This is a genomic window from Pseudomonas sp. B21-012, from assembly GCF_024749305.1.
Lineage (GTDB): Bacteria > Pseudomonadota > Gammaproteobacteria > Pseudomonadales > Pseudomonadaceae > Aquipseudomonas.
In genome coordinates this window covers 2,932,961-2,954,512 of the sequence record NZ_CP087197.1, presented here as the reverse complement: position 1 = coordinate 2,954,512, position 21,552 = coordinate 2,932,961, and the positions used below count along the sequence as shown (strand labels likewise).

Sequence of the window (21,552 nt, the reverse complement as noted above, 5' to 3'; positions counted from 1 at the left end):
GTAGGGGCTCAAAGGCTGGCAGGGCTGGCCAGGGTCAACTCGGCGAGGGTGCGCAACTCGGCCAGCAAGGTTTTCACGTAGCTGACCTGGTTGTTGGCCCAGCGCTGTTCGCCGGCCAGCATCTGCTCGAGGGTCAGGCCGGCGGGCAGCGGCGTGTCGCTCATTTCCCGGTAGGCAATGAACGGGTCGGCCGGCTCGTTGCGCTGGCGGAAGGCCGGGGCGAGGTAGTGGTTTTCCTGTTCGAGGATGAAGGCGATCACTTGCGGCTGCTGTTCACCGAGCATCAGCAGCTCGAACAGCATGCGCGCGCCGGGCAGCTCGTCCTCGGCGCTGCCCTGCAGTACCCCGCAGTGGCCAAAACCCTGGTCTTCGGCCACCACCCGCACGCCCTTGAGGTGGCTCTGGCGGATATGCGGGGCGAGGTTGTGCAGGGCCTGCAGCGGTTGCTCGCAGGCATTGATCATGTTGCCGAAATCGAACAGGGCATTGAGCCGCGGATGATTGACCTGGCGCAGCAACTGGGCGATCTCGTCGCTCTTGAGCTCTTCATGCTGCTCGAAATCAAAATGCAGGTCGTGGGCATCGGCCAGCCGGGCCAGGTACAGCAGGTCGCCACCGATCTGGTCCATGACCTGCGAGAGCAGGCCTTCATAACGCGAGTACACGCGAATATTGCGGCTGCCGATGACCTTGGCCACGGCCACCACCGCATCGACGTCGGCCTTGCGCGTGCTGCTGATTTCCAGGTGCACGTCCAGTTGCAATGCGCGGGCTTTTTCGGCGAAGGCACACAACTGCCCGGCGTTCATCTGCGACAGGCTGTTGTGCTCGCCATCGAGCATGTGCAGGCTCAGCCCGGCCAGTTCATGGCGATAGGCGAAGTCGAGCAGGTCAAACGGCGTGACGCGGCCGTGGGTGAGGTTGGTCAGCAGCGGATAGGCGTGGGCAAACAGCCGCGCCTGGTCGAGGCGTTCAAGCACGCGGCTGGCCAGCTCGCGGGTCAGCAGCGGCGCCTGGGCACCTTGCGCATTGTGGTTCAGTAACGTAGCGAAGCGTTCTTGTAGTGTGTTCATTCGAGTCGTTCCTGGTGCGGGCACCGGTTCTACCGGCGCCGTCTTTATCGCGCCGGCAAGGAACACTCGATAGATCCATTACGGATCATTTGATAAGGCCACTTTCAGACCTGGTGGCCAATCGCCCGCAGCGCCTGGACCAGCGCCTCGACCTTGGCCTCGGCCTGGTCCTGTGGCGTGCCGGCAAAGCCGAGCAACAGTGCCGGCGGCAAGTAGCGGTTCAGGCAGTAGTCGCTCAGGGCGTAGGTGTGCACGCCATGCTCGGCCAGTTGCCGGGCCAGGGCCTGGTCATCGAGCTGCGGCGCAAGCCAGGCGATCAGGTGCATGCCGGCCTCGACCGGGGCCACCTGGAAAAAGCCGCCCAGGCGCCGCTGCAGCACCTCGAGCAGGCACTGCTGGCGGGCCTGGTACAGCGCCCGCATGCGGCGGATATGGCCAATGAAGTGGCCTTCGCTCATGAAATCGGCGGTCACCGCCTGCAGCAGGGTCGGCGGGCTGCGGTCGAGCACTGCGCGCAAGGTGCAGAACGGCTCGACCAGGGCCTGGGGCAGAATCACATAGCCCAGGCGCAAGGAGGGGAACAGCACCTTGCTGAAGGTGCCGACATAGATCACCCGTTCGCTCTGGTCCATGGCATACAGCGCCGGCAACTGCCGACCGGCGTAGCGCAGCTCGCTGTCGCAATCGTCTTCAATGATCCAGCTGCCGCTGGCAGCCGCCCAGGCAATCAGCGCCAGGCGCCGGTTGTGGCTGAGGGTCATGCCCAGCGGGTGCTGGCGCGACGGGGTGGTGAAGGCCAGGCGCGCTTCGGGGCAATCACGAATACCCTGTTGCACGTCGATACCCTGGTCATCGACGCGCACCGGTACCACCCGGCAGCCGTGGGCCTGAAAGGCGATGCGCGCGGCGATATGCCCCGGGTCTTCCATCCACAGCGGCTCGTCGGGGTTGAGCAGCAGCATCGCCAGCAGGTTGAAGGCCTGCTGGGCGCCGGAGACGATCACCACCTGCCCGGCGCTGCAATCGATACCGCGGGCGTCGAAGACGTACTCGGCAATGGCCTGGCGCAGCGTCTGCAGGCCTTGCAACTCGCCATAACCGAGCAGGGCCTTGCTCGGCTTGTGGCCGTGGCGGTTGAGCAGGCGTTTCCACAATGCCTGGGGAAAGGCCTCGAAAGCGCCATGGCTGGGCAGGAACGAGATCGGCGCCTGATCGCCGCAATGGGCGTAGGACACCCCGCGAAAATGATCGCTGCGCAGCGACAGCATCGTCTGGGTCAGGTCCGACAGTTTGGGCGGCGCAGGTGCTGACGGCTCGGCATCGGTACTGCGCTGCCACTCATCACCGACATAGGTGCCAGCGCCGGTGCGCGAGACCAGGAAACCCTCGGCAATCAGCTGGTCGAAGGCATTGAGCAGGGTGATGCGCGAAACCTGCAATTCCTGGCTCAAGGTGCGCGTCGACGGTAGGCGAATGCCCCCTTGCAGACGGCCGGTGAGGATCTGCTTGCGGATCTGCAGGTACAGCTGGCGATAAAGCGGGGTGGCGCTGTCGCGATCGAGGTCGATACCTGCAAACAGCAAACCGGCGGGGGACTTCATCGAGCTCTCGCAGACACTAGGAAGGGCCTGGACATGCTACGAGAAAGCCCGCCAGGCGGCCAGCCCAGGGCGCTTGTCATCAAATGAAAACAGCTTGTCGTCCGATGCGAAGCACCTGCCTGGCGTAGGGCATAGAGTCCAGTCAACAAGAATTGACGCACGGCGTCAGGATGACTGGAGTGACATGCATGGCCAAAGTCGTACGCTTCTATGAAACCGGTGGCCCCGAGGTCCTGCGCTACGAGGACGCCGAGGTCGGCGAGCCGGGCCCGGGCCAGGTGCGCCTGCGCCAGGTGGCGGTGGGGCTGAACTACGCCGACACCTACTTTCGCAACGGCACCTACCCGATCCCGCTGCCCAGCGGCATGGGCGTCGAGGCCTCGGGGGTGGTGCAGGCGGTGGGCGAGGGCGTGACCCAGGTGGCGGTGGGCGACCGGGTAACCTACACCGGCTTTCTCAACACCCTGGGCGCCTATTGCACCGAGCGGCTGATTCCGGCGGCAGCCTTGATCAAGCTACCGGAAACCATCGCCTTCGAAACCGCCGCGGCAATGACCATGCGCGGCCTGACCTCGGCCTACCTGATGCGCCGCCTGTATGACTTCAAGCCGGGTGACAGCGTGCTGCTGCACGCCGCCGCCGGCGGTGTCGGCCTGATTGTCTCGCAGTGGGCGCGCCTGCTCGGGCTGACGGTGATCGGCACGGTGTCCACCGACGCCAAAGCCGAAGTGGCCCGCGCCCATGGCTGCAGCCACACCATCAACTACAGCCATGAAGACGTCGCCAAGCGCGTGCGCGAGCTGACTGACGGGGTTGGCGTCAACGTGGTGTTCGACAGCGTTGGCAAGAGCACCTTCATGGCCTCGCTCGATTCGCTCAAGCGCCGCGGGCTGATGGTCTGCGTCGGCACCGCCTCCGGGACCATCCCGCCGTTCGACCCGCAGATCCTGGCGATCAAGGGCTCGCTGCACCTGACCCGCCCGGCCCTGGCCGACTACATCGCCGACCCGGCGGAGAAGGCGGACCTGGCCGGCGAGCTGTTCGAGCATGTCAGCAGCGGGCGGATCAAGATCGAGATCAACCAGCACTACGCCTTGCAGGATGCGGTTCAGGCCCACCGTGACCTGGAAGCGCGCAAAACCACCGGCTCGTCAATCTTCGTCATCTGAAGAGGGCAACAGCATGCACATCGAACAACTGACCTGCGCCATCGGTGCTGAAATCACCGGGGTCAATCTGGCAGATGCAATTGATGACGACGACCTGTTCGAGCAGCTGCGTGCGCAGTTGCTCAAGCACCGGGTGCTGTTCTTGCGCGATCAGACCTTCAGCCGCGCCGAGCATGTGGCCTTTGCCCAGCGCTTCGGCGAGCTGGAAAACCACCCGGTGGCCGGCAGCGACCCCGAACACCCGGGCCTGGTGCAGATCTACAAGCGCCCGGACCAGCCCGCCGATCGCTACGAGAACGCCTGGCACACCGACGCCACCTGGCGCGAGGCGCCGCCCATGGGTTGCGTGCTGCGCTGTGTGGAGTGCCCGCCGGTGGGCGGCGACACCATGTGGGCGAACATGGCGCTGGCCTACCAGAACCTGCCGGATGACGTGAAGGCGCGGATCGAGGGCCTGCGCGCCCGGCACAGCATCGAGGCCAGTTTTGGCGCGGCGATGGCGCTGGAAAAACGCCTGGCGCTCAAGGCGCAGTTCCCCGACGCCGAACACCCGGTGGTGCGCACCCACCCGGACACCGGCGAGCCGGTGTTGTTCGTCAACGCCTTCACCACCCACTTCAGCAACTACCACACCCCGCAGCGGGTGCGTTTCGGCCAGGACGCCAACCCCGGTGCCAGTGACCTGCTGCGCTACCTGATCAGCCAGGCCTACCTGCCCGAGTACCAGGTGCGCTGGCGCTGGAAACCCAACAGCGTGGCGATCTGGGACAACCGCAGCACCCAGCATTACGCGGTGATGGACTACCCAGCGTGCCACCGCAAGATGGACCGCGCCGGCATCAAGGGCGAGCGCACCTTCTAAAGGCCAGCAACACCCCAGGACAATAACAAGACCGAGGACTACAGCATGCAATTCTTCGACGATTCGTTGCACCCGGAAAACATGGAAAAGGTTGTGATCACCGTGGCCCCCTATGGCCCGGAGTGGATGCCCGAGGACTTTCCCGAAGACATCCCGCTGACCATGGACGAGCAGGTGCAAAAGGCAGTCGACTGCTATGAAGCCGGCGCCACGGTGCTGCACCTGCACGTGCGCGAGCTGGACGGCAAGGGCTCCAAGCGCCTGTCGAAGTTCAACGAACTGATTGCCGGCGTGCGCGAAGCGGTGCCGGAGATGATCATCCAGGTCGGTGGCTCGATCTCGTTCGCCCCGGAAAGCGACGGCGAGGCGGCCAAGTGGTTGTCCGATGACACCCGGCACATGCTCGCCGAGCTTACGCCCAAGCCCGACCAGGTCACCGTGGCGATCAACACCACGCAGATGAACATCATGGAGCTGCTGTACCCGGAGTACCTGGAGGGCACCTCCCTGGCCCATCCGGCGATCCACGCCGCTTACAGCGAAATGACCGTGCCGGCCGGCCCGGCCTGGGTGCGCGAACACCTGCGCCGCCTGCAGGCCAGCAACATCCAGCCGCACTTCCAGTTGACCGGCATGCACGCCCTGGAAACCCTAGAACGCATCGTGCGCAAGGGCGACTACATGGGCCCGCTGAACCTGACCTGGATCGGCATTGGTGGCGGCTTCGACGGCCCCAACCCGTTCAACTTCTTCAACTTCATTCACCGTGCGCCCAACGGCTGCACGCTGACCGCCGAATCGCTGCTGAAAAACGTGCTGCCGTTCAACACCATGGCCCTGGCCATGGGGCTGCACCCGCGTTGCGGCAACGAAGACACCATCATCGACCAGCACGGCAAGCGCTTCGGTTCGGTGCAGCAGATCCAGCAGACCGTACGCGTGGCCCATGAACTGGGCCGTGAGATCGCCAACGGCAAGGAAGCGCGGGCCATCTACCGCATCGGTGAGCAGTACAGCAGCATCGAGCAGACCCTCAAGGCCAACGGCATGGCGCCTAACCGCCAGCCGGGCCAGAAGGGTGTGCCGCAGCGCGCCTGATTGGCCTGGTCCGGCACGTGGTTACGTGCCGGGCCGGCGATCCACAGCGCTGACCGTCGGGCTTTTCAGCTTTTCAATAAAAACAATAAGTAAGTCTCATGCCAGACAACCCCAAGGAGGCAGCATGGCCGCCTATCTCGCCAGCGCCACAGACGATGGCGCCGACACTTCACGAGGCATTTCCCGGCGATATGCCTGGATTGTCTTTGCCCTGACCTTTGGCCTGCTGATTTCCGACTACATGTCGCGGCAGGTACTCAACGCAGTCTTCCCGTTGCTCAAGGCCGAATGGGCCCTGAGCGACAGCCAGCTGGGCCTGCTCAGCGGCATTGTCGCGCTGATGGTCGGGCTGCTGACCTTCCCCTTGTCACTGTTGGCCGACCGCTTCGGGCGCATCCGCAGCCTGGTGCTGATGGCCGTACTCTGGAGCCTGGCCACCCTCGGCTGCGCCCTGGCCGACAACTACCCGCAGATGTTTGCCGCGCGCTTTCTGGTCGGTGTCGGCGAGGCCGCCTATGGCAGCGTCGGCATTGCCGTGGTGGTCGCGGTGTTCCCCCGTGACATGCGCGCGACCCTGGCCGGGGCCTTCATGGCCGGCGGCATGTTCGGCTCGGTGCTGGGCATGGCCCTGGGCGGCTTGATGGCCCAGCACTTTGGCTGGCGCTGGGCGTTCGCCGCGATGGCCCTGTTCGGCCTGTTGCTGGCATTGCTGTACCCGCTGATCGTCAAGGAGGCGAAGATCGCTCCGCAGCGGGTCAATGCCGCCGCCTGCAAGATCGCCCGGCCACTGCACACCTTGTACGGCAGCCGCTCGGTGATCGCCGCTTACGTGGGCAGTGGCCTGCAGCTGTTCGTCGGCGGCACGGTGATTGTCTGGATGCCCAGCTACCTCAATCGCTACTACGCCATGGGCACCGACCAGGCCGGCGTGGTCGCCGCCATCATCGTGCTGTGCAGCGGCATCGGCATGATCCTCTGCGCCATGCTTTGCGATCGCCTCGGCCGGCAGCGCCCGGACCGCAAGATCAGCCTGGCCATCGGTTACTGCCTGGGCAGTTGCCTGTTGCTGTCGCTGGCCTTCGCGCTGCCCTCGGGCACCGCGCAACTGGTGCTGATCTGCCTGGGGATGATGGTTGCCGCCGGCACCAACGGCCCGTCCAGTGCCATGGTCGCCAACCTGACCCATTACTCGGTGCACGGCACCGCGTTTGCCACCCTGACCCTGGCCAACAACCTGCTCGGGCTTGCGACCGGGCCGTTGATTACCGGCCGCGTCTCCGACCTGATCGGCCTGCAGGCCGCCTTCCAGCTGGTGCCGCTGATCAGCATCGCGGCGGCGGCAGTGTTTTTTATTGCCAAGCGTCATTACCACCGTGACATGGCCCGCCTGGAGTTGAATCCGTGAAGCACGTTTTGTCGATCGAAGTGTTCTTCGACTTTATCTGCCCCTGGTGCCTGATTGGCCAGGCGCATCTGCAGCGGGCGCTGGAACAACTGCGCCGCGAGCGGCCCGAGGTCGAGGTCAAGCTGCTCTTGCGCGGCGTGCAGTTGCTGCCGCAGATGGCCAGGACCGGCCAGCCGTTCGAGGCCTTTTACCGCAAGCGCCTGGGCAGCGATGAGGCGGTACGCCTGCGCCAGGCGCAGGTGCGCAGCGCCGCCAAAGCCGCAGGGGTGGAGATCGATTTCAGCCGCATCAGCCGCATGCCCAACACCGCCGACGCCCATCGCCTGCTGCAGCGCGCGGGGGCGCTGGGTTCACCGCAGCAAGCCGAAGCACTGCTGGCCAGGCTGTTTGCCGGCTACTTCCAGCAGGGCAAGGATTTGGGTGACCCGGTGACCTTGATGCACATCGCCAGCGCCTGTGGCCTGGAGCCTGGGCGGGTTGCCGATTGCCTGCGCGGCGATGCCAGCCCGTTCATCGGCGCCAACGACCAGGCTGCCGACGGCGTGCCGTGCTTTCGCTTCAACCAGCGCCTGCGGGTCTCGGGGGCACAGCCGGTCGAGGTGTTGCTGCAGGCCATGGCCCAAGCCCTGGAACACGAGGTGGCGGCATGAGCGGGGTGTATCCGGTACCGGCCGACAAAGTCCCGCCCCGTGGCGGGCGGGTGTTGCTGGAATGGGCGGACAGGAGCGTGGCGCTGTTCAACGTTGCCGACAGCTTCTACGCCATCGACGACAGTTGCCCGCACCAGGGCGCCTCGCTGTGCGGCGGGCGCCTGGACGGACGGGTGATCCAGTGCTGCGCCCACGGCCTGCGTTTTGATCTGGCCAGCGGTTATCTGCTCAACTCGACGCAGCTCAAGGTTGCCAGCTACCCGGTCGAGCAACGGGATGGGCAACTGTTCATCGTGCTGGCGAGCAAGGAGGCGGGCCAATGAGCGTGGTCGCAATCGCCGCCGCCAACCACCGCGCCCGGGAACTGGCGCCGGGCTTTATCGTCAGCCTGATTGCCGCAGCGGCGGCGAGTTTTCTCAGTGAGCATTACGATGCCCCGGTGATGTTGTTTGCCTTGTTGCTGGGCATGGCCCTGAACTTTCTGGCCAGCGATGGCCGTTGCAAAGCCGGGATCGAATTCACCGCACGCACGGTATTGCGCCTGGGCGTGGCGCTGCTGGGCATGCGCATTACCCTGGGCCAGATCGCCAGCCTTGGCTGGAAGCCGGTAGCGCTGGTGGTGATGCTGGTGGTGGTGACCATCCTGGTCTCGGTGGTGGCGGCGCGGGCCCTGGGTTTTCAGCGCTTGTTCGGCATGCTCACCGGTGGTGCCACGGCGATTTGCGGGGCCTCGGCGGCGCTGGCCCTGGCCGCGGCCTTGCCGCATCACCCGCAAAAAGAGCGCGCCACCCTGTTTACCGTGATTGGCGTGTCGGCGTTGTCGACCCTGGCGATGATCGTCTATCCGATGATTGCCAGCTGGCTGCAGCTGTCGCCACAACAGGCCGGGGTGTTTCTCGGCGCAACCATTCATGATGTCGCGCAGGTGGTGGGCGCGGGGTACAGCATGTCCACCGAGACCGGCGACATTGCCACGGTGGTCAAGCTGATGCGCGTGGCCATGTTGCTGCCGGTGATTGTCTGCGCGGCGATGATCACCCGCCGCGCCGGCGGTGATGCCGGTGGGCAGCGGCCACCGTTACTGCCGTGGTTTGCGGTGGGTTTTGTCCTGCTGGCGTGCATCAACAGCACCGGCTGGGTATCGGCGGCGGTGCAGGGCGGGGTCAACGACCTGTCGCGCTGGTGCCTGGTGGTGGCGATCAGCGCCCTGGGCATGAAGACTCAGTTAAAAGAGCTGGCCGCGGTGGGCTTCAAGCCGATTGCGTTGATGGTCGGGGAGACGGTGTTCCTGGTGCTGCTGGTATTGGCATTGATGCACTGGGGGTTGTAGACGGTTGCCCCAGTAGTGGACTGGCATGCACCGAACCCAAGCGCGCAGCACTCGTGTTTGACAGCGCCGGCTAGTCTTGCCGGCGCTCATGCTGCGCCCGCCAACTGGCCGGCGGCATGCCGAACTGGGCGATGAACCAGCGGGTAAAGGAGCTGGGCATCGAGTAGCCGAGCATGTCGGCAATGCGCCCCATTGTATAGCTGGGGTTTTCCAGGTAGCGGATCACCAGGTCGCGGCGCACGCCGTTGATCAAATCGCTGAAGGTCACCCCGCATTCCTCCAGGCGCCGCTGCAAGGTGCGCACGTTCATGCCCTGGGTTTGCGCCACCTGCTCGATGGTCGCCCGACCCATGGGCAATAGCAGGTAGATGGTCTTGCGCATTTCCAGTTCCAGCGACAGCTTGCCACTGGCCTGCAGGGTGTCCAGGTAACGCTGCGCCAGGCGCGCCATGGCCTGGTTGGCCAGCGGGTTGGCGGTGTCGAGGTCGGCGGCCGGGCAGACGATACCGTTGAACTCGCTGCCAAACACCAGCTTGCAGCCAAAAATCCGCCGGTGAATGGCCAGGTCCGCCGGCGCCGCATGGGTGAAGTTGGCGCTGATCGGGTGCCAGTGGGCGCCAAGCAGGGCCGCGCACAGGCGCAACATCACGCCAATCGCCAGCTCTGTGGCCTGGCGCCCGCGCTGGGGCTGGTCGGTGACCACTTCTTCACGAATGATCACGGTCTTGCCGGCTTCTTCGATATGAATGGCCAGGGCGTCGTTGAGCAAATGCCGGTACTGGACGATCACCTGCAGGGCGTCGCGCAGGGTGCGCTGGTGGCTGAGCAGCAGGCTGATCTCGCCAAAATCCGACAACTGGCGCAGCTCGGCCATGCGCAGGCCGAAGGTTTCGCAGCCACTGACCCGCGCCGACTCCTCCAGCAGGGTCACCACGCTGGACACCGCAATACGCTGGTTGGGGTCGTCGAGCAGGCTGGCGCTGAGGCCGACCTGAGCCAGCAGGGCATGCGGGTTGAGCCCCAGGTGCCGGGACACCTCAAGGTAGTTGGTCAGGCTTGCAGCACGTACGAGGGCGGTCATTTTATTGTTTTCCACGCATTCATCAGGCGCCCCGCTTCTATGGCGGGTAGTTCGATTCGTTATAGCGTGGGTGTCGCCAAATGAGAAGCCGTTTTCGGCGGCTGAAAAAAGCCCGATGACCTGCACCCCCGGGCCACTCGGACATACGCCACAAACCCTGTCATCAAATGAAAAGTCGCTGACGCGCAATGTAAAGCGCCAGCGGGGAGGGCTGATTACTGTGGCTGTGCAAGCGCTCGAGATCACCTGCGAGCGGACTGTCCTGAGCCTAGGTGCCGACGTGGAAAAACTGCATACCACCGCTACTGTCCTGATCGTCCCCGGCCTGCGCGAGCATGTGCCCGAGCATTGGCAGACCCGGCTGGCCGAACGCCTGGCCAAGGTCCATACGCTGGCGCCGCTGCAGGTCGATGGCCTGGACTGCAACGCCCGGGTCGACGCCATCCAGCGTGCGCTTGAACAGATTGAAGGCGAGGTGTTGCTGGTGGCGCACAGCGCCGGGGTGCTGATGGTTGCCCACTGGGCGGCGCGTTACCAGCGGCCGATCAAGGGCGCGCTGCTGGCGGCGCCACCGGACCTTGCGGCCAGCTGGCCGGCGCACTACCCAAGCCCGCAAACCCTGCGCGCCAAAGGCTGGAGCCCGCTGCCGATGACGCCGTTGCCGTTCCCGAGCATCGTCGCCGCCAGCAGCGACGACCACCTGGCCAGTCTCGACGCGGTCAGGGCCATGGCCCGCAACTGGGGCAGCCAGTTGCTGGAACTGGGCGCTGTCGGCCACCTCAACCCGGCCGCAGGCTTTGGCCCCTGGCCACGGGCCGAACAACTGGTCCAGGCCCTGGACCGGCAATAACGCACGGACGCTTGAACCACGCCCGCATTCGACGGGCGGCGATAACAACAATAACAATAAGTGGAGCCATCGCGATGTCCAACCCTCGCATTCACCGTGCTGTGAAGCCACAGCGCTGCCTGCTCGCCTGCGCCATCGGCTTGCTGGCGCTGCCTGGCGCCCAGGCGTTCGAACTCGATACCGGCAGTGAAGACTGGGCCGTGCGCCTGGATAACACGGTCAAGTACAACTACGGCGTACGCACCGAAAGCGCTGACAAACGCCTGCTGGCAACCCCCAACAACAACGACGGCGACTACAACTTCCGCAAGGCCGGGACCACGGTCACCAACCGTATCGACCTGCTCAGCGAGCTGGACGTGATCTACCAGGGCAACATGGGCTTTCGCGTCAGCGCCGCCAGCTGGTACGACAAGGCCTACGACAACACCGGCTCCAACGCCAACCCGTTCGTCAACGGCAACGGCGGCCAGTCGGGCATCAACCCCAGCCTCAACGGCTTGCCCGGCACCGGCGTGCCGCTGGGCAGCCCGCACCTGAGCAACTATGCCCAGCGCTACTACAGCGGCCCGTCCGGTGAGGTACTGGATGCCTTCGTGTTCATGCGTCGCGAAGTGGGCGAGGCCTCGCAGATCAGCGCCAAGCTCGGCCAGCACAACCTGTTCTGGGGCGAAACCCTGCTCAACCCGGTGCATTCGCTGAGCTACGGCCAGTCTGGCCTGGACCTGGCCAAGCTGGCCGCCTCACCCGGCACCGAAGCCAAGGAGCTGTTCGTGCCGCGCAACCAGCTGTCGGCGGCGTTGCTGGTCAACCCCGAGCTGACCATCGGCGCGCAGTACTTCCTTGACTGGGATGCCGCGCGACTGCCGGAAGCCGGCACCTATTACGGCGGTTCGGACCTGGTGGGCGAGGGCGCACAGAGCTTTCTGCTCGGCCACACCGGCACGCCCGGGCTGATCCCGGTGCGCGGCGCGCTGACCAACATCCGCCGCGGCCACGACCTGACCCCGGACAAACGCGGCGACTGGGGCGTCATGGCCAAGTGGTCGCCCGAATGGCTGGGCGGCACCCTGGGCGTGTATTACCGCAAGACTTCGGAGATACTGCCCCAGGCCTGGCTCGACGCCCGCGGCCTGACCGTCGCCAACGGCCCGTTCGGCAGCCCGCCGGGCAGTGCCCAGGGCGCGGTCGGCAACCTCTACAACTCGCTGCAAAGCGCCACCTACCAGTTCGCCTACGCCGACAACATCGACATCTACGGCCTGAGCCTGTCCAAGGATGTCGGCGGTATCAGCGTCGGCAGCGACCTGAACATCCGCCACAACATGCCCCTGGCGAGCATTCCGGCGATCCTCAGTGCGCCGGGCCAGGCCGGCCTGGGTGGCGGCTTCGGCCTGCTGCCGGCGCGTTTGCCCAGCAGTGGCGTGGTCTATGAAGCGCCGTCCGACGGCGACAGCATGAGCGCCACCGGCGACACCCTGCACTGGACCCTCAACGGCCTGATGACCATTGCCGATACGCCGTTGTTCGACTCGGCGACCCTGCTCGGCGAGCTGTTCTACAGCAACCTGCTCAAGCTCGATAACCACAACGCGGCCTTGTACAAGGGTAAAAGCAGCTACCGCGGCATCGACCAGCCGACCCGCGATAACTGGGGCATCGCGGTCAACTTCACCCCGACCTGGTACCAGGTGTTGCCGGGCATGGACCTGAGCATGCCGCTGTCGATCAACGTCGGCCTGGACGGCGTATCGCCGGTGCAGGGCGGCGGCGCCGAGAACACCGGCAACTACGCCGTGGGCCTGAGCGCGGCGATCTACAACCAGTACTTCGTCGACCTCAAGTACGTCGATGGCTTCGGCAAGACCCAGTCCTGCAACAACGGCCAGACCGACGGCAGCACCCCCAACGCCCTGGACGGCGAGCAGGACTACACCTGCTACGGCGGCGGTTACGCCGCGTTCTCTGGCGGCGCCGCCACCACCGAGGACCGTGGCGCGCTGTACCTGACCCTGAAAACCACCTTCTGAGTCACACAGGAAAACAACAACATGAACTACGTGCACACCCTGTTGGCCACGTGCCTGTCGCTGGCTGCCCTGAACCCGGCCCATGCCGCCGTCTCCAACGACCAGGCCGCGCGCCTGGGCACCAGCCTGACGCCGATAGGCGCAGAAAAGGCCGCCAACGCCGACGGCTCGATTCCCGCCTACCAGGGCGGCCTGCTGACCCCGCCAGCGGCATACCAGAGCGGTGCGAGCATGCGCCCGGACCCGTTCGCCGCCGAGCAACCGCTGCTGGTCATCGATGGCAAGAATGCCGAACAGTACAAGGCTCAACTGACCGCCACCACCCAGGAACTGCTCAAGCGCTTCCCCAGTTTTCGCGTCGATGTCTATCCCACTCATCGCACCGTGGCGCTGCCGCAGCCGGTGCTCGACAACACCCTGAAGAACGCCGTAGGTGCGCGCAGCCAGGAGGGCGGTAGCGCGGTCGACAATGTGCTGCCGGGCATTCCCTTCCCGATTCCGCAGAGCGGTGCCGAGGCCATGTGGAACTTCCTGTTGCGCTACCAGGGCGTGAGCATGACCGCCAAGTACGACTCGTGGAACGTCGATGCCGCCGGCAACGCCACCCTGAGCACCACCGGCCAGGCCAACATCAGCTACCCGATCTACGAGGACATGAGCAAGCCGATCGGCGCCAAGGACACCTACTACCAGATGAAACTCACCTACACCGCGCCGGCCCGCCGCGCCGGTGAAGCGATGATGCTGCGCGATGCCGCCAACCCGCTAGTGCAACCACGCAGCGCCTGGCAGTACCTGCCGGGCCAGCGCCGGGTCAAGCTGGCGCCGAACCTGGCCTACGACACGCCGAACCCGGGCACCTCGGGTTCGGGCACCTACGATGATGTGTTCGTCTTCAACGGCGCCCTCGACCGCTACGACTGGACCCTGGTCGGCAAGCAGGAGATGTACGTGCCGTACAACACCTACCGGCTGACCTACAACACCGACGTCAAGCAACTGACCACCGCCAACCACCTCGCGCCGCAATTCGTGCGCTGGGAAAAGCACCGGGTCTGGGTGGTCGAAGGCAAACTCAAGGACGGCGCCCGGCACATCTACCACAAGCGCCGCTTCTACCTCGACGAGGACAGCTGGATCGCCCTGGCCTCAGACCAGTATGACGCCCGTGGCCAGCTGTACCGCGGCAGCTTTGCCTTCCTCAGCCAGAGCTACGACAAACAGACCCCGGATGCCACGCCGTTCATGATCTACGACCTGATCGGCGGCACCTACAACCTCAATGGCGTAGTCGGGGCCTACGGCGGCATTCGCTACATCGAGCCGCTGTCGCGCACCCAGTGGTCGCCCGAGTCCCTGGCCGGGGCCGGCATTCGCTGAGCCTGTCGAGCACGCACCGAGGAGGATCAGGGATGGCTTTTTTCAAACGCTGCAGCGTGATGCTGCTGGCCTGGGCCGCGCTGCAGGGCGCGGCCCGGGCCGAGCCTTACGTCGACGTGCTCGACCTGCCGGCGCAGCCCAGCGCCCTGGCCGCCACCAGCGCCTTGCGCGATGTCAGCGTCGCCGGCACGCGCCTGGTGGCGGTGGGGCCACGGGGGCACATCCTCTACTCGGATGACCAGGGCAGCCACTGGCAACAGGCGCAGGTGCCGGTCAGCGCCGACCTCAATGCGGTGAGCTTCGCCACCGCGCAGCTGGGCTGGGCGGTGGGCAACGACGGGGTGATATTGCACAGCCGCGATGGCGGCCAGCGCTGGGAAAAACAGCTGGACGGGCGGGTGCTCGGCGAGCAGGTGCTGGCTTATTACCAGGCACGGGCGCAAGCGGGCGGCGATCAATGGGCACGCTGGGTGGGCGAGGGTGAGCGCCTGGTCGCGGAGGGCGCCGACAAGCCGTTGCTCGACGTCTGGTTCAGCGACCCGCTGCACGGTTTTGCGGTGGGCGTGTTCAACCTGCTGCTGCACACCGTTGACGGCGGCCAGCACTGGACGCCGTGGCTGGAACGCAGCGACAACCCGCAAGGCTTGCACCTGACCGGCCTGGCCAGCGTCGACGGCGCGCTGTACATCAGCGGCGAGCAGGGCCTGCTGCTCAAGCTGAGCGCTGCTGGCGACCATTTCGAGCGCCTGAGCACCCCCTATGCTGGCAGTTATTTCGGCGTCATTGGCAAACCTGGGGCGCTGCTGGCCTACGGGTTGCGCGGCCACGTACTGCGCAGCACCGATGGCGGTGCCGGCTGGCAAGTGATCAAGACCGACCTGAACACCAGCATCACCGCCGCCAGCCTCGACGCCCGCGGGCGGTTCTGGCTGGCCAGCCAGGCCGGCGACCTGCTGGTCAGTAACGATGACGGCGCAAGCTTCAGCCCGCTGGCGCAAACCCAGCGCGCGCCGGTCAGCGGCGCAGCCTTTGATAGCGGCGCCGCGCTGGTGCTGGTAGGTGAGCGCGGCATCCGCACCCTGGCCCCCGACCAACCGCAGCAGCCATAACAAGAGAAAACCCTGATGGCCGACATCCAACAAGACACCTTGCCGGTGATCCGCAACCTCGGCGACTTCGATGCACGCTCCGGCAATCGCCTCGAACGCCTGGTGTTCAACCACCGGCTGGCGTTCATGCTGTGCATGCTGCTGGTTACCCTGGTGCTGGGCTACATGGCCATGACCCGCCTGGAGCTGCGGCCCAGCTTCGAGAAGATGATCCCGCAGAGTCATCCCTACATCCGCAACTACCTGGACAACCGCCAGGCGCTGCGCGGCCTGGGCAATTCCCTGCGGGTGGTGGTCGAGAACACCCGTGGCGATATCTTCGACCCGGCCTACCTGCAGACCCTGCGCCAGATCAATGACGAGCTGTTCCTGAGCCAAGGTGTCGACCGCGCCTGGATGAAGTCGCTGTGGAGCCCGGCGGTGCGCTGGACCGAAGTCACCGAAGAGGGCTTCCAGGGCGGCCCGGTGATGCCCGATGCCTACCAGGGCTCGGCCGCCGATATCCAGCAACTGCGCCAGAACATCGAACGGGCCAATATTGTCGGCAGCCTGGTCGCTCGCGACTTCACCTCGAGCATGCTTATTGTGCCGCTGCTCGACCAGGCCTCGGCGACCGGTGCCGGCATCGACTACCACGGGTTCTCCGTCAAGCTCGAGCAATTGCGCGCGCACTACGAAGCGGGTGGCGTTTATAAGCTGCATGTGATCGGCTTTGCCAAGCTGATGGGCGACCTGATCGACGGCCTGCTGCAGGTGATGCTGTTCTTCGCCCTGGCGGTGCTGACCACGCTGCTGATCATCTACCTCTATACCCGCTGCGTGCGCAGCACCTTGCTGGTGGTGCTGTGCTCGTTGACGGCGGTGGTCTGGCAACTGGGGATCGTCGCCTGGCTGGGGTATGCCATCGATCCGTATTCGATCCTGGTGCCTTTTTTGATCTTCGCCATCGGCGTGTCCCATGCGGCGCAGAAGATGAACGGCATCATGCAGGACATCGGCCTCGGCACCCACCGCCAGATCGCTGCGCGCTACACCTTCAGGCGTTTGTTCGTCGCCGGGGTCACCGCCTTGCTGGCCGATGCGGTGGGCTTTGCCGTACTGATGCTGATCGACATCCCGGTAATCAAGGACCTGGCGATTACCGCCAGTATTGGCGTGGCGGTGCTGATCTTCACCTCGCTGCTGCTGATGCCGGTGGCGTTGTCGTATGTCGGCGTCGGGCGCAAGGCCGCTGAACGGGCCTTGCGTATCGACCTGCGCGCCGCCGAGCATCGCGGCTTTGGCAAACTCTGGGACCTGCTCGATCGCTTCACCGAACGCAAGTGGGCAACCGGCGCCGTGCTGGTGGCCGCCTTGCTTGGTGCCGGCGGTTTCTGGCTGAGCCTGCAACTGAAAATCGGCGACCTCGACAGCGGCGCCCCGGAGCTGCACGCCGACTCGCGCTACAACCGCGACAACGCCTACATCACCGGCCATTACGCGCTGTCCAGCGACACCTTTGCGGTAATGATCAAGACCGCCCCGGAAGGCTGCCTGCGCTACCAGACCCTGGTGCTCGCCGACCGCCTGGCCTGGGCCCTGCAACAGAACCCGCAGGTGCAGACCACCTTGTCGCTGACCAACGCGGTACGCCAGATAACCGCCGGCACCTACGAGGGCAACCCCAAGCTGAGCAGCATCCAGCGCAACCAGGACGTGCTCAACTACGCCGCCCAGCAGGCCTCGGTGAACGCCCCGGAGCTGTTTAACAACGACTGCTCGCTGATGCCGGTGATCGCCTACCTCAAGGACCACAAGGCCGACACCCTCGACCAGGTGGTGGCGATTGCCGAGCGCTTTGCCCAGGCCAACAGCAGCGAGGACCGCCAGTTCCTGCTGGCGGCCGGCAGCGCCGGGATCGAGGCGGCGACCAACATCGTGGTGCGCGAGGCCAACCGCAGCATGCTGTTGCTGGTGTACCTGGCGGTGACGCTGTTCTGCCTGATCACCTTTCGCAGCTGGCGCGCAACCCTGGTGGCGGTACTGCCATTGATGCTCACCTCGATACTCTGCGAGGCGCTGATGGTGATGATGGGCATCGGCGTCAAGGTCGCCACCTTGCCGGTAATCGCCCTGGGCGTGGGCATTGGCGTCGATTACGCGCTGTACCTGCTCAGCGTGCAGCTGCATTACCAGCGCCAGGGCCTGTCGCTGGCGCAATCCTACAAGAACGCCGTGGCCTTTACCGGGCGGGTGGTCGGCCTGGTCGGCATCACCCTGGCCGCCGGCGTGGTTGGCTGGGCCTGGTCGCCGATCAAGTTCCAGGCCGACATGGGCATCCTGCTGACCTTCATGTTCCTCTGGAACATGCTCGGCGCGCTGGTGCTGATCCCGGCGCTGTCGCACTTCCTCTTGCCCGCCAGCCAGGCGCGGGCGCCTTCACCCAGCCCCGGCAGTGTCGAGGGGCTGAACCTTAACAGCCAAAAAGCCGAGTGTTCATCGCATGTCTGATTACCTACCGCCGTTGCGTGACATGGATTTTCTGTTCAACGAAGTGTTCGACATTCCTGGCCAGTGGGCGCGCATTCCGGCCCTGGCCGAGCAGGTCGATGCCGACACCGCGCGGGCCATCCTCGAGCAGGCCGGCAAGCTCATCGCCCGGCAGGTGGCACCGCTCAACCGCAGTGGCGACGAGCAGGGTTGCCAGTGGCATGAGGGCCGGGTGAGCACCCCGGATGGTTTTGCCCAGGCTTATCGCAACTATGCCGACGACGGCTGGGTCGGCGTTGCCGGGGCTTGTGAATATGGCGGCATGGGCATGCCCAAGGTGATTGCCGCCCAGGTCGAGGAGATGCTCAACGCCGCCAACCTGTCGTTCGCCCTGTACCCGATGCTGACCGCCGGCGCCTGCCTGTCGCTGCTCAACCATGCCAGCGAGGCGCTCAAGGCGCGCTACCTGCCGCCCATGTACGAAGGGCGCTGGTCGGGGTCGATGTGCCTGACCGAACCCCATGCCGGTACCGACCTGGGCCTGATCCGTACCCGAGCCGAACCCCGGGCTGATGGCAGCTACCGGGTCACGGGCACGAAGATCTTCATCACCGGCGGCGAGCAGGACCTGACCGAGAACATCATCCACCTGGTGCTGGCCAAGCTGCCGGACGCACCGGCTGGCGCCAAGGGCATCTCGCTGTTCCTGGTGCCCAAGCTGCTGGTGGAGGAGGACGGCGCACTGGGCGAGGCCAACGCGGTGAGCTGTGGCTCGATCGAACACAAGATGGGCATCAAGGCCTCGGCCACCTGCGTGATGAACTTCGACGGCGCCGTCGGCTACCTGGTGGGCGAGGCCAACAAGGGCCTGAATGCCATGTTCACCATGATGAACTACGAGCGCCTGGGCGTCGGTATCCAGGGCCTGGCGCTGGGCGAGCGCTCGTACCAGAACGCCGTGGCCTACGCCCGCGAACGCTTGCAAAGCCGCGCTGCCACTGGCCCGGTAAACGCGCAGCAGGCGGCCGACCCGATTATCGAGCACGCCGATGTGCGGCGCATGCTGTTGACCATGAAGGCGTTGAACGAAGGCGGGCGGGCGTTCTCCACCTATGTGGCGCTGCAACTGGACCTGGCCAAGTACAGCGAAAATGCCGATGAGCGCAGCCAGGCGCAAGCGCGGGTAGCGCTGCTGACGCCGGTGGCCAAGGCGTTCTTGACCGACATGGGCCTGGAAACCACCGTGCACGGCCAGCAGGTGTTCGGCGGCCATGGTTATATTCGCGAATGGGGCCAGGAACAGCTGATTCGCGATTGCCGCATCACCCAGATCTACGAAGGCACCAACGGCATCCAGGCCCTGGACCTGCTCGGGCGCAAGCTGGTCGCCGACGGTGGCCGCAGCTACGCGGCGCTTGCGCAGGAGATCAAGGCCTACGCCCAGACCCTGGCGGCCTCGCGCGCCGAGTTCAAGACCCCGCTGTTGCTGGCGCTGGCCAATCTCGACGACCTCACCGCCTGGGTGCTCGACCGCGCCCAGGGCAACCCTGAGGAGATCGGCGCGGCGGCGGTGGAGTACCTGCAGGTGTTCGGCTACACCCTGTATGCCTATTTGTGGACGCGCATGGCCGATGTCGCTATGCAGCACCACGGCGCCTTCTACCAGAGCAAGCTGGGCACCGCACGCTTCTATTTCGCCCGCCTGCTGCCGCGCATCGATTCGCTCAGCGCCAGTGTCAAGGCCGGCAGCCACAGCCTGTTCCTGCTCAAGGCCGAGCAACTGTGAAGGACACGCCCATGACCCGCACCCGCATCATCGAACCTGCGCCCGGCGCCTACAGCTACCCGTTGCTGATCAAGCGCCTGCTGTTGTCGGGCGTGCGCTACCAGCCCGGCCAGGAGATCGTCTACGCCGACAAGCTGCGCTACAGCTACAGCACCTTGCTTGAACGCATCCAGCGCCTGGCCAATGTGCTGAGCGCTGCCGGGGTCAAGCCTGGCGACACCGTGGCCTTGCTCGACTGGGACAGCCACCGCGCGCTGGAGTGCTTTTTTGCCGTGCCGATGCTCGGCGCCGTGCTGCACACCGTCAACGTACGGCTGTCGCCCGAGCAGGTGCGCTACACCATGAACCACGCCGAGGATCACCTGGTGCTGGTGCATGACGACTTCATGCCGCTGATGACCCAGTTGCGCGAGCAATTACCGACGGTCAAGGGTTACCTGCGCCTGAGTGACGGCGCTGAAGTGCACACGGAACTGCCGCTGCTGGGCGAATACGAAGCGCTGCTGGCCGATGCCGACAGCCACTTCGACTTTGCCGATTTCGACGAGAACTCGGTGGCCACGCTGTTCTACACCACCGGCATCACCGGCAACCCCAAGGGCGTGTACTTCAGCCATCGGCAACTGGTGCTGCACACCCTCAACGAACTCGGCACCTTCGCCGCCTGCGGCGGTGAGCCGCTGTTGCGTTCGGGCGATGTGTACATGCCGATCACGCCGATGTTCCATGTGCATGCCTGGGGCGTGCCCTACGTGGCCACGGCCCTGGGCATCAAGCAGGTGTACCCCGGCCGCTACGAGCCCAACCAGCTGGTGCGGCTGATGTGCGAAGAGCAGGTGAGCTTCTCGCACTGCGTGCCGACCCTGTTGCAGATGATGCTCGATTGCGACGAAGGCCAGCGCACCGACTTCAGCGGCTGGAAGATGCTGCTCGGCGGCAGCGCGCTGACCCAGGGCCTGGCCGCGCGGGCCAGCGCCAGGGGCATTCGCGTGCACTGCGGCTATGGCATGTCCGAGACCTGCCCGCTGCTGTGCGTGACCAGCCTTGGCGCCGCTGACCTGGCGTTGCCGATGCAGGCGCAACTGCCGTTGCGGATCAACGCCGGGGTGCCGATCCCGCTGGTGGACCTGCGCATCGTCGACGAACAGGGCAAAGACGTGGCCCACGACGGCGCAAGCCTCGGTGAAATCGTCGTGCGCGCGCCATGGCTGACCCAGGGTTACCTCAAGGAGCCGGAGCAGGGCGCCGCACTGTGGGCCGGCGGCTGGCTGCACACCGGCGACATGGCCTGCATCGATGAGCGCGGCGCGGTGCAGATTCGCGACCGGATCAAGGACGTGATCAAGACCGGCGGTGAGTGGATCAGCTCGGTGGAGCTGGAAAGCCTGATCAGCCAGCACAGCGGGGTCGATTCGGTGGCGGTGGTGGGGGTGGCGGATGCGCAGTGGGGCGAGCAGCCGCTGGCCCTGGTGGTCTGCGTTGCCGGCGTCGAGCTGGATCAGCCAGCGCTGGCCCGGCACCTGCAGCCGTTTGTCGACAGCGGGCGCCTGAACAAATGGGCGATTCCGCGCCTGGTGCGCTTTGTCAGCGAAATTCCCAAGACCAGCGTCGGCAAGATCAACAAGAAGCTGATTCGCCAGAGCCATTGTGGCGTCTGAG

At 65.4% G+C, this 21,552-nt stretch carries 17 protein-coding genes; 14 read left to right on the top strand and 3 right to left on the bottom strand.

Annotated features, from left to right (window positions below; all coding sequences use genetic code 11):
• Positions 1–8: 8 nt before the first annotated feature.
• Together LOY37_RS13415 and LOY37_RS13410 are read right to left on the bottom strand one after the other, a co-directional pair.
• Positions 9–1,073: a sugar phosphate isomerase/epimerase gene (locus tag LOY37_RS13415; RefSeq protein ID WP_258717156.1), complete on the bottom strand. Its 1,065-nt coding sequence runs from the start codon at positions 1,071–1,073 to the stop codon at positions 9–11.
• 104 nt (positions 1,074–1,177) lie between these two features.
• Positions 1,178–2,674 carry a PLP-dependent aminotransferase family protein gene (locus tag LOY37_RS13410; protein ID WP_258717155.1) on the bottom strand — a complete coding sequence of 499 codons (1,497 nt, stop codon included), beginning with the start codon at positions 2,672–2,674 and terminating at the stop codon, positions 1,178–1,180.
• 188 nt (positions 2,675–2,862) lie between these two features.
• On the opposite strand from LOY37_RS13410, the gene LOY37_RS13405 reads away from it, so the two are divergent.
• The 7 genes from LOY37_RS13405 (at position 2,863) to LOY37_RS13375 (ending at position 9,188) form a co-directional block, all read left to right on the top strand.
• Complete coding sequence (locus LOY37_RS13405) at positions 2,863–3,843, top strand: quinone oxidoreductase (protein WP_045200893.1); 981 nt, start codon at positions 2,863–2,865, stop codon at positions 3,841–3,843.
• Between the two features lie 13 nt (positions 3,844–3,856).
• Positions 3,857–4,705, top strand: coding sequence for a TauD/TfdA family dioxygenase (locus tag LOY37_RS13400; protein WP_258717154.1), 849 nt, complete (start codon positions 3,857–3,859; stop codon positions 4,703–4,705).
• Positions 4,706–4,750: 45 nt separating this feature from the next.
• On the top strand, positions 4,751–5,803 hold the full coding sequence (locus LOY37_RS13395) for a 3-keto-5-aminohexanoate cleavage protein (protein WP_045200889.1): 1,053 nt from the start codon (positions 4,751–4,753) through the stop codon (positions 5,801–5,803).
• Between the two features lie 124 nt (positions 5,804–5,927).
• Positions 5,928–7,208 carry an MFS transporter gene (locus tag LOY37_RS13390; protein WP_045200886.1) on the top strand — a complete coding sequence of 427 codons (1,281 nt, stop codon included), beginning with the start codon at positions 5,928–5,930 and terminating at the stop codon, positions 7,206–7,208.
• Positions 7,205–7,858: a DsbA family oxidoreductase gene (locus tag LOY37_RS13385; RefSeq protein ID WP_258597737.1), complete on the top strand. Its 654-nt coding sequence runs from the start codon at positions 7,205–7,207 to the stop codon at positions 7,856–7,858. The genes LOY37_RS13390 and LOY37_RS13385 overlap by 4 nt, the downstream gene beginning before the upstream one ends.
• On the top strand, positions 7,855–8,181 hold the full coding sequence (locus tag LOY37_RS13380; RefSeq protein ID WP_045200882.1) for a Rieske 2Fe-2S domain-containing protein: 327 nt from the start codon (positions 7,855–7,857) through the stop codon (positions 8,179–8,181). Before LOY37_RS13385 ends, LOY37_RS13380 begins: the two co-directional genes overlap by 4 nt.
• Positions 8,178–9,188 (top strand): YeiH family protein, encoded by a 1,011-nt coding sequence (locus tag LOY37_RS13375; RefSeq protein ID WP_258717153.1) that lies wholly within the window; start codon positions 8,178–8,180, stop codon positions 9,186–9,188. The genes LOY37_RS13380 and LOY37_RS13375 overlap by 4 nt, the downstream gene beginning before the upstream one ends.
• 70 nt (positions 9,189–9,258) lie before the next feature.
• Here LOY37_RS13375 and LOY37_RS13370 read toward each other — a convergent pair whose 3' ends face one another.
• Positions 9,259–10,269, bottom strand: a complete 1,011-nt coding sequence (locus LOY37_RS13370; RefSeq protein WP_045200878.1) for an AraC family transcriptional regulator — start codon at positions 10,267–10,269, stop codon at positions 9,259–9,261.
• A 280-nt stretch (positions 10,270–10,549) separates the two neighbouring features.
• Here LOY37_RS13370 and LOY37_RS13365 point away from each other — a divergent pair, with 280 nt between their 5' ends.
• The 7 genes from LOY37_RS13365 (at position 10,550) to LOY37_RS13335 (ending at position 21,551) form a co-directional block, all read left to right on the top strand.
• Positions 10,550–11,119 (top strand): alpha/beta hydrolase, encoded by a 570-nt coding sequence (locus LOY37_RS13365; RefSeq protein WP_258717152.1) that lies wholly within the window; start codon positions 10,550–10,552, stop codon positions 11,117–11,119.
• 74 nt (positions 11,120–11,193) lie between these two features.
• The gene (locus LOY37_RS13360) at positions 11,194–13,149 is read left to right on the top strand and encodes a DUF1302 domain-containing protein (protein WP_195884075.1); all 1,956 of its coding nucleotides are present in this window, start codon (positions 11,194–11,196) and stop codon (positions 13,147–13,149) included.
• Between the two features lie 21 nt (positions 13,150–13,170).
• Complete coding sequence (locus LOY37_RS13355) at positions 13,171–14,529, top strand: DUF1329 domain-containing protein (RefSeq protein WP_195884074.1); 1,359 nt, start codon at positions 13,171–13,173, stop codon at positions 14,527–14,529.
• A 32-nt stretch (positions 14,530–14,561) separates the two neighbouring features.
• Positions 14,562–15,638 (top strand): YCF48-related protein, encoded by a 1,077-nt coding sequence (locus LOY37_RS13350; protein WP_258597731.1) that lies wholly within the window; start codon positions 14,562–14,564, stop codon positions 15,636–15,638.
• Between the two features lie 15 nt (positions 15,639–15,653).
• A complete protein-coding gene (locus LOY37_RS13345; protein ID WP_258717151.1) occupies positions 15,654–18,128 on the top strand; it encodes an RND family transporter in 2,475 nt (824 codons plus the stop codon).
• Positions 18,121–19,893, top strand: coding sequence for an acyl-CoA dehydrogenase C-terminal domain-containing protein (locus LOY37_RS13340; protein WP_045200868.1), 1,773 nt, complete (start codon positions 18,121–18,123; stop codon positions 19,891–19,893). The genes LOY37_RS13345 and LOY37_RS13340 overlap by 8 nt, the downstream gene beginning before the upstream one ends.
• A gap of 11 nt (positions 19,894–19,904) precedes the next feature.
• Positions 19,905–21,551 (top strand): fatty acid--CoA ligase, encoded by a 1,647-nt coding sequence (locus tag LOY37_RS13335; protein WP_258717150.1) that lies wholly within the window; start codon positions 19,905–19,907, stop codon positions 21,549–21,551.
• The last annotated feature ends 1 nt before the right edge of the window (position 21,552 follow it).

Coding starts and splice junctions, on each gene's coding strand:
- LOY37_RS13395 (WP_045200889.1), top strand. CDS start 4,751: ATGCAATTCTTCGACGATTCGTTGCACCCGGAAAACATGGAAAAGGTT.
- LOY37_RS13410 (WP_258717155.1), bottom strand. CDS start 2,674: ATGAAGTCCCCCGCCGGTTTGCTGTTTGCAGGTATCGACCTCGATCGC.
- LOY37_RS13390 (WP_045200886.1), top strand. CDS start 5,928: ATGGCCGCCTATCTCGCCAGCGCCACAGACGATGGCGCCGACACTTCA.
- LOY37_RS13400 (WP_258717154.1), top strand. CDS start 3,857: ATGCACATCGAACAACTGACCTGCGCCATCGGTGCTGAAATCACCGGG.
- LOY37_RS13350 (WP_258597731.1), top strand. CDS start 14,562: ATGGCTTTTTTCAAACGCTGCAGCGTGATGCTGCTGGCCTGGGCCGCG.
- LOY37_RS13380 (WP_045200882.1), top strand. CDS start 7,855: ATGAGCGGGGTGTATCCGGTACCGGCCGACAAAGTCCCGCCCCGTGGC.
- LOY37_RS13355 (WP_195884074.1), top strand. CDS start 13,171: ATGAACTACGTGCACACCCTGTTGGCCACGTGCCTGTCGCTGGCTGCC.
- LOY37_RS13370 (WP_045200878.1), bottom strand. CDS start 10,269: ATGACCGCCCTCGTACGTGCTGCAAGCCTGACCAACTACCTTGAGGTG.
- LOY37_RS13375 (WP_258717153.1), top strand. CDS start 8,178: ATGAGCGTGGTCGCAATCGCCGCCGCCAACCACCGCGCCCGGGAACTG.
- LOY37_RS13360 (WP_195884075.1), top strand. CDS start 11,194: ATGTCCAACCCTCGCATTCACCGTGCTGTGAAGCCACAGCGCTGCCTG.
- LOY37_RS13415 (WP_258717156.1), bottom strand. CDS start 1,073: ATGAACACACTACAAGAACGCTTCGCTACGTTACTGAACCACAATGCG.
- LOY37_RS13345 (WP_258717151.1), top strand. CDS start 15,654: ATGGCCGACATCCAACAAGACACCTTGCCGGTGATCCGCAACCTCGGC.
- LOY37_RS13335 (WP_258717150.1), top strand. CDS start 19,905: ATGACCCGCACCCGCATCATCGAACCTGCGCCCGGCGCCTACAGCTAC.
- LOY37_RS13340 (WP_045200868.1), top strand. CDS start 18,121: ATGTCTGATTACCTACCGCCGTTGCGTGACATGGATTTTCTGTTCAAC.
- LOY37_RS13405 (WP_045200893.1), top strand. CDS start 2,863: ATGGCCAAAGTCGTACGCTTCTATGAAACCGGTGGCCCCGAGGTCCTG.